The following is a 15,290-nucleotide window of genomic DNA, read 5'->3' as shown; positions in this document are numbered from 1 at the left end:
TCGTTGCATAATTTTATTTGGAACGGATTATTAGATGATGGGAAGTTGAAGTATCTTTTGTCAACAATTGAAGCAGGATTATGGACTATCTTTTATTCTTTGGATAACAATGTCACTTGAAGGTCTACCAACAATCAATATTACGGTCAAATTCCTCTATGTATAACTCTTTGAGCCTAAACGTAAGGAGAAATGGTTAAAACGTAACAAAATCACGTTATTCAATAAATATAAGCAGTCTAAGTACACGTTTAATAAAAGGCTGCAACGTGTGTTCTATGGTAAGAATAGTTTGATTCAGGTCAAACAAGAACTAGAAGGTTTGTACGAATTGAAGTTTATCGAGAATGAAAACATGATGCGAAGTTTGATCAATTCCAAGCATCTTCACACCATACATTGGCGTATTTATTAAGATCAAGTAGTGTATGTGTTACAAACGATGATTTACAAGATATGCAGTTTGCTTGTAAGCAAGAGGTCATTACGCCAATGTATTATGCTGTGGAGTCGAATGAAAACGCGATGTCTACGGTGAAAGCTGTCATGGCCGACATTTTAAGTACAACTGTGTGAGAGATTGAACGACAAACTGGTAATAGTTGAGTGTTAGGGGCGTATTTCCGCAGGATCTGCCCCCTTAGCTGCAATAGAAAAAGCGATCCCTCATAATTTTTACTTTTTCACCGAGAGCGCACATACATTCGACTTGATAAAATTGTCGTTTTGTCGTCCATTTTGGCAATTCTCTACAAAATATAAGGAAAAACATAAAAATTCATTATCTAGTGAAACCTTTTCATCTAAAATGTTACTCTAACAATATAGGAGGGATTTAGATGGAACAATTAGTAAGAGCAGCTATCGACGGTCAGCAAGCTGCATTTGAGCAGCTAGTAGAAGCTGAAAAGTCTAAGCTTCTCGCAAAAGCATACTCCTATGTTAGTAACAGAGAAGACGCATCAGATATTGTACAAGAAACATTGCTTCAAGCTTTTAAATCAATGCATCAATTAAAAGAACCAAAATATTTCTCTACATGGCTGTTTAAGATATTACTACGACAATGTTTTGCTTTTCTACGACAAAAAAAGCGTACACTAGTAGTGGAAACCGAGCTTATACAGCAACAGCTATTTGAACAAGAGCCATCAGTGAACTACGAATTTGTCCATGAGGCATTGTCTTTACTTCGAAAAGATTATCAAAACGTACTTATATTATTTTATTTTTATGATTTTAAAGTACAAGAAATCGCCTATCTCCTAGATAAGCCAATCAATACGATCAAAATGTATTTACATCGTGGTCGTATCCAATTAAAAAAGCAACTAGAACAACGAATGAACAAGTCAATCAAGCAGAAAGAAGTGGTACATATGCTAAAGGAACAACTAGCGAAATTAGCGCTAAACTTTGTGTCAATTCCTGATAACTATCAATTACTAGTAGAGGATTATTCAAACGAACAAGCTACATTTATGTGGTCTACAGACGAATTAGAAGAAGGAATTGAAGTGTCACTTGATCCGAACGGAAAATTATTAGATTTAACTAGACCTCCTTCAACAACAGGTAAACTTGTCACAACGCAACAGCAGCAAGCCATTGCAGAACAATTTTTAACAGCGCAATACACTGAAGCATTAGATTATTTAACTGTGTCTACAATCATTGAAAAAGAGGATGAAACAAAGTTTTTATATAAACAATTTGTGGGAGGCTATCCTCTTGAAAGCTATTACACGAAAATAATCGTTTCCAAGTACGGAGAAATTATTGATTTTACGTACAATGGGTACACGAAAGCTCCACCAAAAATCCCTACGCAGCTTGCCAGCAAGGACAGGATTTTACAACAAGTATTTAAAGCTCCGTGGACATTATCGATGAAGTATTTAGTGAGTGACAATTGTTCTGTTCCACAGTCTGGCCTGTACCCGATTTACGAGAGTCCAATTGTATACCAGTCATTTAATGCAATTGATGGAAAAGCATTATTTGAAGAGGAAGTTGAGGAAGATGTAGCTTCGTTCACCAAGTTTCCTTACGTACAACCACTCGAAAAGCAGAAGACACTTGAAAATATTATAGGTGTAACAGATTGTATGGAAAAACTACGGGAAGTCGAAATGGATGAAAATACACTGGGCATTGTATGGCGAAAAAAAGATTGGAAAGCTCCGAAAGATAAATCGATGGAAAATTTCCTGCTTGAACGTATAGAGGATACGGTGAAGGCGAAGGTTGATAAGCATTCAAGGAATTTAAAGGAGTTCATGTGGTTTAAAGAGCGTACAGGTGAACTGGATCTTTCGTTCGAAGCTTGTCGCGATATTGCTTGTACATTTATTGCGACACATTTTAAACAATATGTTCCTTATTTACAAATGCAAATCAAGAAATCCTCCTTTAATGAGGCAAACCGTGCATTTTTCACTTTTCCGCTGCACGTAGCTCCTGGCTTACAAATAGAGTGGGAACATTTTTACGTTGGTGTAAATAAAACGACGGGATTCATCGATATATTCAGGTCTCCTAGTATGGACCTAGAACTTCTTTACTCCTATGATTCTGCAACTATTCAACCTATAGAGAACGTAATACCTGCCTTAAAAAAGGCCGATGCCTTTTTACAATGGTCTAGACAGTATGATGAAAATAAAAATGATGAAGTATTACAATATCGATTGGGACTATCGGAAACAAAACAGCAGATTGTTGGTATAGATGCAACGACAGGACAACTTATAGTCAGTAAACTTTAATTAAATCGGGGAATATATAACTTTTATAAGCCTACAAATGAAACAAAGAGACACAGAACAAGTTATCTTTTCATACCATATTGTTATCAAACTAATAACGCTCCTATTCATTCTATAGAGAAAACCACCTAAAACATTATTACTTCAATGTTCTAGGTGGTTCTTCTCATAAACCACGCTTGCTAATAATACGGTTCACCAAAACTAATAGTTAACTGTAATACCTTTTTTGTCCATCTTTTCCTATAGTTGTGAAAAATCTTTTTTCTACTAAAAGGGATCACGTCAGATTTATACCAATAAAGCGTCCAATCGAGGGCTAAATTTGTGCTTAGTCTAAGGCTGTTGTCTTAAAGATTGTTGCTTTTGAATAATTAAGGATAATATTCACTGTTGATATAATTACATTAAATGGAGGTAAGAGATTTTATGAATTTCATTGAATTTTGAAGCATTATTGAACTTGAACTAATGAAAGCTTCATAACAACTTCGTTTCCTTCCATTTCTCCGGTTTCTGAAAAACCAACTTTTTGATAAAGTTTTTTTGCTACTAGATTTTCTTCAACATAATTTATTTGAATATAGTCGAATAAGTTTTCTTGCTTCAAAAATTCTATAGCTTTATTTAACGCTTCCTTACCATAGCCTTTTCCTTGATGTGCACTCCCTAACATAAAACGCCAAATTTCTACTTTCCTATTTTCTATTCTATAGTCAAACATTATAAATCCTACAATTGTATCATCATTATAAATAGCATAGGGCTGGGCCCTATCGTAAAATACCCATGCTTGTGCAAGTGATTTCATATTTGACGAAACAAAATTTTGCTGTTCTCCTACAAGTTCTAAACCAAAAACTTCTTGGTAGTTATTAGGGTTCACTTTCTCTAATCTAATCATCCATATACCTCCAAACTTTGTTTGAAAACTTAAATATTGCTATAATTATAGCAATATTTAAAAGGATATTCATTTCTTTTCTGATTGGGGTTTCGATATATTCATACGGATTAAAAACATTAAAGTAAAGAACTGTTACCTAAAATGATTTAAGAAGGTTAGACTTTAACTATTGGAGGAGGTAAATAAATGAAATTTAATTTAATTAATATTGATAATTGGGATAGAAAACCTTATTTTGAGCATTTTTTAAATCATACAACATGTACATTTAGTATTACTGCAAATATAGACATCACACAGCTATTACAACAGTTACGAAAAAAGAACATCAAGTTTTATCCTACTTTTATATATATGGTTACTAGGATTATTAATGCACACGAAGAATTTAGAACTTGTTTTGATGAGCAAGATAGACTTGGATATTGGGATGAATTGATACCTAGCTTTACAATTTTCCATAATGATAATAAAACGTTTTCTAATATGTGGACGGAGTATTCATCTGATTTTGATACATTTTATCAAAATTATCTAGAAGATATGGAACTATACGGTGCTATAAAAGAAATGACCTCTAAGAAATTTCAGCCAAAAAATACTCTCCCGATTTCGAGCATTCCATGGGTTAGTTTTACAGGGTTTAACCTAAATATTATTAATGACGGAAGGTATTTATTGCCAATAATCACTAGCGGTAGGTATTTTGAACAAGAAAATAAAATATTTTTACCTTTATCATTGCAAGTACATCATTCAGTTTGCGATGGATATCATTCCAGTATATTCTTAAATGAGTTACAGCAGTTAGCAGATAATTTTGGTGAATGGTTGTATATACGTGAGCACTAGTAGTTGTGACTAATAACCAGTTTATTTTCTATTGATCTCCATGAAAGAACTTATTAATCTTTCATTCTTTGTATTGTAGCACTGATTTTCTGCTTTATGGATGTCTAACGGGAGACAATTAAACAAAATAAACCTATTTAGATGTTTATTTTTAACTCAAACTTTTTTTATTAAACAGATGAACTAGCGTATTTCTGTAATTAAAACTACTTTGCAATGAAATCGTGGGGGCAGCCTCTTTCCATTTTGTATACAAAAATAATCGTCTTCTTTTGTAAAAAGAAGTTACCAGACCACATTCAACATAAAGGACGATTATGGATAACCAAATGATTACACAATCAGATTATTATATGAAAATGAAGACAGCTTCACAAAAACCACGTAAATTGCTTTTGTTTATATTCTATACGGATACGCTACTCTTCTATGCTCTATTCAATTTATGGAATAGCGGGCATTAAGCTTTTCTTGAGATGCTGATATACAGCTGGCCCCCTTGCTGGAGAATCATGCCCGCATAGGTTCCCGTATCATGGACTATCGCCATTCACACTGAAATGATTATTGACCAATAACCGTTTAAATATTTTAAGAGATAATATGTAAATTAGGTACATAAAAATGCTAGTAATAAAAATGATAATCAAGTTAATACCGAGTAAAATATATTCACTCGAAGTGATATGCCCGCGATTTCCATATAAAATTGCAACATATAAGAGATAAATAGAAATGCTGCCAACCATGTTATTATGTATAAATAGTTTAACCTGTTGTTTCAGCATAATACTTATCTCCGTTATTCCCTGCCTGTTTTTTCTTATTTATTAGATGCTAACCGCCATTTCTTCAGAGCTTCTTTTAATAATTTCATTTTAAGGTCATTGGCAAAAGAATAAGTTTCATTTGGATTTTTTACATTAAATAATATAAAATTTTCAAAGTTTTCCTGTTGCATAACCGCCATTTTCTTCTTTAAAAAGTGATATGAGAAATCTTGATACAATGAGTCTGTCCATTCATATACTTTATACAAAGAATCAAAAAAAATTCTATTATCTTCTCTGCATTGTCCATTTACCCATTGTCTTTCCTCAACAATATGATCTTTAACAAGATGGCCACTTCATAGTTTCTCGGAAAAACGCCCGATTGTGAAATATGGACCATAAAGTTTCAAAACAATGCAGCTTAGAATTCTACTTAATATCCCCATAACCACCAACTATAGTAATAATAACTAAAGAACTGGATACACTAAACTTTTTTATAATTGTCATTTTTCTCATTCCTTTCGTAATTTAAAAATAAATAATTCTTCAAGAGGGGGACCTAAAATATATGACAATGTAAATGCCAATTCTAAACTTATTGAATTGAGTACCGTATTAGATGATGATTCTGAGGTGAAAATCCTGCGCTTTCTTGGCATTCCAGTTACTACGGAGTTATGGGATATCTTTTCTGCTTGATAATCTTCTCCAATAGTCACAAAAAAGTCATAAGGAATTCATAAGGTAATCATAACCACCCATTATCTTAATAGATAACAATTAAAAGAAGGGGTGGTTCAATGATAGAAATTAGAAATGTTAGTAAAACCTATTATCCCGATAAATCAACACCAATTCCTGCATTGAAAAAGGTAAATTTAATATTAGATAACGGTGAGTTTGTAGCGATTGTAGGGGCTTCGGGCTCTGGAAAGTCCACACTTCTCAACACACTTGGGGGTCTGGATAAACCCGATTCTGGAGAGGTGTACATAAATGAAATCCCTATGTCGACGTTTAACGATTATCAGTATTCTGATTACAGGAAAGATAACGTGGGATTTGTATTTCAACATTTTCACCTAATTCCTCACCTGACAGTGTTGGAAAATGTTGAATTGGCTTTGGCTATGAGCTCGTATGAGAAAAAGGAAGCTTACCAAAAATGTGTACAAGCCCTTCAAGAAGTTGGTCTGGAAAAAGCGATTCATCAAAAAGCTAATGAATTGTCAGGAGGGCAGCAACAAAGAGTCGCGATTGCAAGAGCATTAGTTAAGTCGCCAAACATCATCTTAGCGGATGAACCTACGGGTGCCTTAGATTCCCATACTTCTAAAGAGATAATTGATTTATTGAAAAGTATTTCTGAGCAAGGCCACTTGGTCGTTGTAGTCACCCATGATGAGGCGGTTGCTGAGCAAGCTTCAAGAATCGTTCGAGTTAAAGACGGAGAAATTATCGAGGATAGGAAACAAGGTACTCAGGATGCTGTTCAAATGGAGATAACAGAAGAACCCCGGAAACGTTCTTTTCAACTGAAATCGGCATTTAGACTTTCTTATCACAGGATTAAGGAAAAAAGGTGGCGCTATTTCCTTGTATCCATAGGTATCTCTATCGGGATATGTGGATTTTTACTGGCTCTGGCGTTCGGGAGTGGCATAGACAACTATATACAGTATTCATCTGATAAAGTAATAGATAGTAAAAAATTAGATTTTAAAAAAGAACAAGATTATATGGTTAGTTCCGATTATTATGAACTCAAGAAAAATGAGCATATCAAATTAGTGCAGCCTGAATTCGAACTATCGGCAAGAATTGAGAAAAAGCCAGATATCATCAGTTTTGATGTTAAGTCTTTACATAAAGAAAAAAATAGAAAAGATTACGCCTCGCCAAAGGTATTGTATGGTCAACTTCCAAACGATGGGAAGCACGGAATAGCCTTGTCAGAAAGCACAGCCAAAAAAATGCTGAAGGAAGGCGGCAAATTGGAAGAATTAATCGGTAAAGAGATAACTATTAAATTTCTGTCTATGGACGAAATTACAAGCTATCCCTCTAGATGGGACACGCAAAAGCTGAAGATTTCTGCCATTACGGAACAATCTTTTATTGGAAAAGAATATTCTTATATTCCCTATGATTTCCATACAGAAGTAGTTAAACGTTCAAGATTTATCGGAAAAGACTCAGAAATAACGACCAACAACTATGAAGTGTATGTGGATAATAAAAGTTCAATCAAATCAGTTGTCAACCAGTTTAAACAAAGCTATACCATTACAACACCTGAAAATGTATTGAAAGAGTTAACTAAAACATTTAAAAATATACAGCTTGCTATTACTGGAGTTTCTATGCTAATTCTCTTAATCTCCTCTATTATGGTAGGAATTATTCTTTATATCAGTGTTTTAGAGCGTAGAAAAGAAATCGGTTTGTTCAAAGCAATTGGCGGCAGGAACAAAGAAGTTCGCTGGATCTTCTTTTCAGAAGCGATTTTGTTGGGGGGCATGGCTTCTATCAATGGTACAGTTCTAGGCATTGTGGTTCAGGTTATTTTAAATCGTGCACTAGAAGCTAAAATTCATTTCGAGCTGTTACAAATAGATGTATTTACAATACTGTTAACTATAGGATTTGGCATCGTTATTAATGTATTGGCATGTATGATTCCAGCTAACCAAGCAGCAAAGTTAAATCCGATTCAACTGCTTAAACAGGATTAATTATTAAAAAAAGGATGATAATTATGTTAAAAACAGTACGTTTAATGTTCATGATTTTGATTATAACCATATTAACGGCATGCAACAACAATATTCAGGAAACAACCGAAAAGCCTGAAAACAAAAAGATTGAAGAATCCCAGAAGACGAACGAAGATTCGATGGATAGCAACCCGATTGAAAATAGTAAAAAAAGTAGAGAAATAACGCCTGAATTAGTGAAAGATATTAAAAAGATTTTGATAGACGATGCAAGCAAGCTATGGCCATCGTTCAATACTGATGATAAGCAAATATTATTATTAAATCCTTCAAATAAAATGGCCTATTTGATTAACAACCAGAAGACCGATATTGGAACTAAAGACGAGGTGATTGAGTACAGTACGGATTCCATTAAGGATACACAATTGTTAGTCACCCCCTTCCAATTAACAACATTTAACGATCATCCTACCTATGCATTTAACCTTGATTTTGCGTCAGACTTGTATTCTGACGCAGGTGAGAAAACATACGAACGTGTGTTTAAGTTTATTGTGCATGAAGGGATTCATATTCTACTACAGTCTGGAAATTCTGTGGAAGGACTTGGTACAAGAGCTGAAACATATCCTGAAGATACTGACAGTAGATATTACCGAAATGAAATGTACCAGTACCTGAAGGAGGCTATTGGCAAGAACAAAGATGAAAAAATAAATCAGGTTCAAAAAGCAGTATATTTTTATGAATTATATCTAAATAGCAACAAAAAGAATAAGCATCAGGATGGCTACGATAATATTGAAGGAATGGCTACTTATCTAGATGCAAAAGCATATCAGATGATTAAACATCCAGACGCAACTACAGAAGAAATAAATGAGTTGACTGCACAAAGTATCATAGATAACTTTATTCCAGCTGATCAAGAGCAAGAAAAAGTACTCTTGATGAAGGGTCAAGAATTTTATGATATTGGAGCTTTAGCAATTGCCTCTGCAGTTGACTTGAACCTTAATGACAAAACAATATTAACAGCTTCTCCTTTAGGATTATTAAATTCTCAATTCGGTAGCAAAAAAGCTGAAGGTCATCAAAATATTAAAAAAGCTAACGCTGATTATTACAATTCTTATAATAGTAAGCTAAAATCTTATATAGATGATATAGCATCCAAACAGAGGGATGACAAATATGTAGCAGTTAGAATCCCTGTGACAATCCAAAACTCTTCAGTTATGTATGAGGATATGATTGTAGAATATCAATATAAAGAGATTCCGGCAGAAATACAGACAGCGACTAGAGAAATTCTTCTTCCAGATACTCGAATTAAACTTAATAAAATGAAATCTATTTTCATAGAAGCTCCTCTGGAAGGTTTGGAAGGTTTGGAAAATCCGGAGAAGATGAATCCAACAATGATAATGGGTTACACGATTGTATTTATTCCTAAAAAAGATATTGAGTTCTCTCAGGATAAACTACTTACGATTCAAAGAGATGATTTATTAATTTTTGATGCCAAGTATGTAGAAAAAGACGGAGAGTATCAAATATTGGTGAACTAACGTATCCATATATTTAGCAGGCATCCTTCTTCGTACGGCAAGTAAATCTACTATGAAGATGCCTGCTTTATCCCGTATTAACGGGTAGTAATTTATTTGTAGTGAAACCGAAGCGTCAGGTACAAGACTCAGACCTCAATATTCAGCGATGCAAAGAAATTAGCTGGGAGTATTTACTGACCGTAAAAGCCGATTAGTGAAGATTACTAATGAGAGAGGGTTAAGTAACCCCCACTGATTATAGCTTCACTTTATTGATTGAGGAGATAATTAATGAAGCGAACGATTTTAATTATAGAAGATGAAATAAAAATTGCTAATATAATAGCTGACTATTTTACCATGAACGAATACAAAATCCTAATTGCGACGGATGGTAAGGTTGGTCTGCAAATGTTTGAAGAAGAATCAGTCGATTTAATTATTCTTGACATCATGCTACCAGAGATCGATGGATTCTCCGTGTGCAGAAGAATTAGAAAAAAATCAGACATTCCTATCATCATGCTGACAGCACGTTCAGAAGTAGAAGATCAGTTGATGGGCTATGAATTTAAAGTGGACGATTATATGACTAAGCCGTTTAATCCTGAGATTCTAGTAGCTAAATCTAAAGTTCTTCTCGATAGAATCTATACTGTTAAAAAAGAAGAAAAAGATAAAGAAACCTTGACACTAAAAGGAGTCACGATTAGCAAACTTACACGTGAAGTATGGATAGATAGCACGTCCATTGAATTAGAGCCAAAACAATTTGATCTTTTACTATATTTGATGGAAAACAAGCATATTGTCTTGTCTAGAGATCAAATATTAAATGAAGTATGGGGATATGATTATTTCGGAAGCGCAAGAGTAGTTGATGCGCAAGTCAAAAAACTTAGAAAAAACCTACAGCATAAAGCCTACCTAATTAAAACCATATTTGGTTTAGGCTATAAATTCGAGGTGGAATAATGCGAAAAAGAGGGATTGCCTATAAGCTTTTTTTAATTCATATCTTATTATTTACCTCTATATTTATAATCCAAATCGTCTTTCAATCGATTTATTTCGAACCTTATTATATCCATAACAAGAAACAAAATATGGAAGAGTTTGCTCGTGCAATTCAATCAAAGATTAATAATCATGAGCCAACTGACGCTATTAATCAGTACATTTCCGAAATGTCAGAGAGTAATAATGCTATCATTTCGGTTATCGATGATCAACTTCAGCATCATTACGGATCGTCATTAAACAATAACTACACACAATTCGTGGTCAGAACGAAGGACAACAAGAAGTATAATATCATAGATGATTTACTAGCCATCGACTATAAAGAAATAAATGAAGAAGACATCATATCCATAGACGGGCTTTTACTGGATGATAAGGAATCCTTGGTTCTCCCGAATAAAATCAAAATTGGTACCCAAGTCTTAGTGCCACCCGAGATATCCTCGATATTTTTTGAAAGATTCACTATAGATGATAATGACTTAATAAATCAGCAGCCTAAGCCTATTGCAATTGAAGGGAAAGTGATTTCGAAACCAACTGAAAGTAAATCCTTCATAGCGCAAAAAAATGTCCTCATTCAAGAAATGCTTGTCATGATGAATAGAAAAGAAGAACGAGTATCTCCAAATCAAATATATACGGTACGGGATACACAGACAGACATTAATAATTTAGTGTTAACTGAAAATGTGGAAGGAACAGATTTAGTAATATTCGCTGTCACTTCTCTTCAATCTGTAGATGAGGTTATTGGAAATTTAAATCAGTACTATATTATTTTATTTGTTTTCACGATGATTATCGTTATTTTAATAGCTATTATTTTCTCTAAGACATTATCCAAGCCTCTAGTTAAAATGAGCACTATCGCGAATCAGATTGCAAATCAAAATTTCAGCGAAAAATATCTTGTCCATTCCAAAGACGAGCTAGGACAAATGGGCGAGGCATTGAACAAAATTTCTACAAACCTAGAACAGAAAATTACGGAATTAGTCCATGCCAATGAAAAACTTGCACAAGATTATGAATTACAGTTGAAGTTGAAGGAAAAAGAAAAAGAGTTTGTTGCCAATATATCTCACGAATTAAAGACCCCTTTAACTGTAATAAACGGTTATATTAAAGGTATAAAAAATGGGATATACGACCAAAACGACTTAAAATTTTGTGATGTTATTTTGGATGAAGTTGACAGAATGACAGAAATGGTGCAAGAAATGCTTGATATTTCGAGACTGGAGTCTCCTACATATCAGCTTATTGAGAGCACTTTTGACTTATGGCATACTTTCTTAAAGGTGTTCGATAAATTCAAAGTAATGGCTGACGAAAAAGGATTGCAGATTCTGTTTGAAATTGATGACGAAGCTTATGTAAGTGGGGATATAAAAAGAATTGAACAAGTCATCACCAACTTATTTATAAATGCTGTAAAATATACACCAAAACAAAACCGTATCAACATCAAAATTATCTATCTAGAGAGTTTAAACAAATATATGTTCAAAATTGAGAATGAGAACACATTCATTCCTTATAAAGAAATGGAACAAATATGGAATCCATTTTACAGAGTAGAAAAATCAAGAAGCAAAGAATTTGGTGGTTCAGGCTTAGGTTTAGCTATTGTAAAACAAATACTGGAACGTCATCATAGTAGCTTTGGCGTAAATAATACTAAAAATGGAGTCGAATTTTACTTTGACTTGAAAGCGGTTAGTACAGATTACTTGGATTACTAATCACCAACTGTTTTCCTCTACCTCTGAATGAAGATAAATAAAAGGGGTGCTCTAAAAGCCATTTGTGAACTTTTGGAATATCCCCTCTAAACATTTGTTACGCGATTGTAAATGTCGAAATAACAATGTACATTTTTGCTAGTCTGAGCATCTACACTTTCATTGATTAACTACTTTCCTATACAAGTGCGTGAATAATTACAACTTGACACGTGGCCACTACTCGCACAATTCGATAGCCTAGAACCCAGCTATATCAAGGGCTTACTAACCGGCCAAGGATGTCATGCTCGTCTCTCCCTGTAAAGGTGTAATATATATAAATCAAAATGTACTTGGGGAACTGACCCCAATAGGTAAAGACAAATAAAAAAAGCATCTTCGATTGAAATTCGGGTATAGATACTTAAATTTCAATTTGGAGGTGTTTTTTCTATGGGAACAAGAGTGAGTTATCCCTATGATGTAAAAATGAAAGCATTGAGATGCGATTAGCAGGTGTACCTATCAAACAGATTTTATTGGAATTAAATATACGCCATAAAACACAGGTGGAAACATGGATGCGTTGGTATAGAAATGGCGAAGTCAATCGTTTGAAACAACCTGTAGGCAAACAATATAGCTTTAATAAAAGTCCTGAACCGGACAATGAACAAACGAAATTAACATTGGAAAACCGTTATTTAAAGCAACAAATGGAGGTGCTAAAAAAGTACGCAGAATTGGAGAGGAAGTGGTTGGAGTGACAACAGCTAAATATTTGTTGGAAAAATCTGAACCTGTACATTAATAAGACAATTAAAAAGGCATTCTGTATTATAAAACTATTTATTATATATTAATTCTTTTACGTATGATTTAACTTGTTATATGTATAATTCCCCACATTATTTTATTGATTTAGTACAATAATTGAGAGGATTTTGTAAAATTCACCATTGACCTAGATGACTTATTGTATATAAAAAGTGAACTCTAAATTATTAAATTAGGTTAATTCATTAAATAATGACTCTGAGTATAACAAGTTTAAAAAGTCGGAAGAACATTTGATTAAGTTATGGACATACAAAGGAAGATTCGTTACTGTAAGAAGGGCGATTCCTGCATTACCTTTATTATTAAGCTATTTGATTGAACTGTTTAAAAAGGTTAATGCATTATTGAATTATTATTCTAATATACTTTTCAAAAAAGAAAGGTGTTTCAAAATATGGGAGGTTTAGATTTATGTCAATTAAAAAGAAAATTTACTTAGGGTTTGGTAGTATTATGTTATTTCTACTACTTAGTTCTACCATTGCATTTGTCCAATTAAAAAGTGTTGATAACAAGTATACATTTACTATAGAAGACAGAGTCTATAAACTTTTACAAGTCGATGCTATATTAAACGCATCTTCTTTACAAGGTCTTTACATTCGTTCTTACATACTTGATCCAAGTGATGAAACAATTAAAAACCTGGAAAAACAGGAAGAACTAATCGAACAAAAAACTGCAGAATTAGAAAAAATAATAAAAAATCCTGAAATGCAAAAACAACTTCAAAGTATAAAAGAGAACCAAGCAAAATTTAATCAAGGTGCGCAAGATATTATCGATACATATAACAAAGAAGATGTTCAAGCTTCAATTGAAAAAATACAAGTATTGGTGCGTCCTGCAAACGAAGGTATTCAACTTGCGGTGAATAAAATTTCTGTTTATCAAAAGGAGTTGATGGAAAAGGCGAACACGGAAGCAACTAAAATTGCAAAAAATAGTTCACTGATCATTTTAGGTATTGCTATCGTAACCACAATTCTTGCTCTTCTCATTTCAGTATTTATTACTCGTTTAATTACTGTACCTATTAATAAACTAAATGCTACTGCAAAAGTTATTGCTGAGGGTGATTTAAGCGGAGAAGATATAAATGTGAAAACAAACGATGAAATTGGAGTATTAGCTGATTCATTTAATGAAATGAAAAGGAGATTACATTCAATTATTAATAATGTTGCTGCAAATGTAGAGCAGACAACGGCCGCTGCTGAACAATTAGCAGCTAGTACAGATCAAGTAGCTATCTCATCCAATGAAGTAGCCAATCGAATAGAGGTAACATCAGAGGGGGCTAATCAATCAGCTATAACGGGACGAGAAAGTGCGACCGCGATGGATGAAACTGCCCATGGTGTACAACGAATTGCAGAAGCAACACAGCTACTTAATTCAAAAGCATTAGACACACAAGTGATTGCTAATGAAGGCGGAAAAACATTACAGACCGCAGAAAACCAAATGGCTGTTATTCAACAATCTTCTCATGAGACAAATGAGCGAATTAAACAGTTAAGTGCACAATCAACAGAGATAGAAAAAATTATAAAAGTTATTACGGATATTACGGAGCAAACAAATCTTCTTGCCCTTAATGCAGCTATCGAAGCGGCACGTGCTGGTGAGCATGGAAAAGGTTTTGCAGTCGTTGCCGATGAAGTTCGGAAGCTTGCAGAAGAATCAAAGGCTTCTGCTCATCAAATTGTTGACTTAACAACATCTATTCAACAAGAAACAAATGCAGTTGAAAAGGCAGTGAGTGTCACTGTGCAAAATGTCGAAGAAGGTGTTACCTTTATCCAAAATGCCCAAGTATCATTTGATACTATTATGAAGGCCATTCAAGAAATTACTTCTCAAATTGAAGACGTTTCAGCTTCTACTGAAGAAATTTCGGCAAGTACTGAAGAAGTTGCCGCTTCAGTAAATGAAATGGCTTCTGCTGCAACTACCGCCGCAGAACAATCCGAAATGATTGCTGCAGCCGTAGAAGAACAAACAGCAACGATTCAAGAAATCAATGCTGTAGCTAAATCGTTAAGTGAAGGTGCAATGACAGTGCAAGAAGAAATTAATAAATTTAAAATATAATGAAAGGATTAAATTGGTTAGTTG

At 33.8% G+C, this 15,290-nt stretch carries 9 protein-coding genes; 8 read left to right on the top strand and 1 reads right to left on the bottom strand.

Translation table 11 applies throughout. The features are described from left to right. Window positions 1-839 precede the first annotated feature (839 nt). Entirely contained in the window at window positions 840-2,768 is a 1,929-nt protein-coding gene (locus tag FC748_RS09735) for a sigma-70 family RNA polymerase sigma factor (protein ID WP_108030426.1), read from the top strand. Window positions 2,769-3,222: 454 nt separating this feature from the next. Here the strand turns inward: FC748_RS09735 and FC748_RS09730 are convergent, their stop codons facing one another. Then, complete coding sequence (locus FC748_RS09730) at window positions 3,223-3,672, bottom strand: GNAT family N-acetyltransferase (RefSeq protein WP_108030427.1); 450 nt, start codon at window positions 3,670-3,672, stop codon at window positions 3,223-3,225. 189 nt (window positions 3,673-3,861) lie between these two features. On the opposite strand from FC748_RS09730, the gene catA reads away from it, so the two are divergent. From catA to FC748_RS09690, 7 genes are all read left to right on the top strand, one after another. Further along, window positions 3,862-4,527, top strand: a complete 666-nt coding sequence (catA, locus tag FC748_RS09725) for a type A chloramphenicol O-acetyltransferase (protein ID WP_108030428.1) — start codon at window positions 3,862-3,864, stop codon at window positions 4,525-4,527. 1,576 nt (window positions 4,528-6,103) lie between these two features. Further along, the gene (locus tag FC748_RS09715) at window positions 6,104-8,038 is read left to right on the top strand and encodes an ABC transporter ATP-binding protein/permease (RefSeq protein WP_108030430.1); all 1,935 of its coding nucleotides are present in this window, start codon (window positions 6,104-6,106) and stop codon (window positions 8,036-8,038) included. A 23-nt stretch (window positions 8,039-8,061) separates the two neighbouring features. After that, on the top strand, window positions 8,062-9,594 hold the full coding sequence (locus FC748_RS09710) for a hypothetical protein (RefSeq protein ID WP_108030431.1): 1,533 nt from the start codon (window positions 8,062-8,064) through the stop codon (window positions 9,592-9,594). A gap of 273 nt (window positions 9,595-9,867) precedes the next feature. After that, window positions 9,868-10,551: a response regulator transcription factor gene (locus FC748_RS09705; protein ID WP_108030432.1), complete on the top strand. Its 684-nt coding sequence runs from the start codon at window positions 9,868-9,870 to the stop codon at window positions 10,549-10,551. Continuing rightward, a complete protein-coding gene (locus FC748_RS09700; RefSeq protein WP_108030433.1) occupies window positions 10,551-12,347 on the top strand; it encodes a sensor histidine kinase in 1,797 nt (598 codons plus the stop codon). The genes FC748_RS09705 and FC748_RS09700 overlap by 1 nt, the downstream gene beginning before the upstream one ends. Window positions 12,348-12,910: 563 nt before the next feature. Continuing rightward, entirely contained in the window at window positions 12,911-13,096 is a 186-nt protein-coding gene (locus FC748_RS22555; RefSeq protein ID WP_108030434.1) for a hypothetical protein, read from the top strand. Between the two features lie 484 nt (window positions 13,097-13,580). Further along, the gene (locus FC748_RS09690; RefSeq protein ID WP_108030435.1) at window positions 13,581-15,266 is read left to right on the top strand and encodes a methyl-accepting chemotaxis protein; all 1,686 of its coding nucleotides are present in this window, start codon (window positions 13,581-13,583) and stop codon (window positions 15,264-15,266) included. The last annotated feature ends 24 nt before the right edge of the window (window positions 15,267-15,290 follow it).

This window comes from Lysinibacillus sphaericus, from assembly GCF_005217585.1.
GTDB classification, from domain to species: Bacteria; Bacillota; Bacilli; order Bacillales_A; family Planococcaceae; genus Lysinibacillus; species Lysinibacillus sphaericus.
This window is presented reverse-complemented; position numbering and strand designations above follow the sequence as displayed.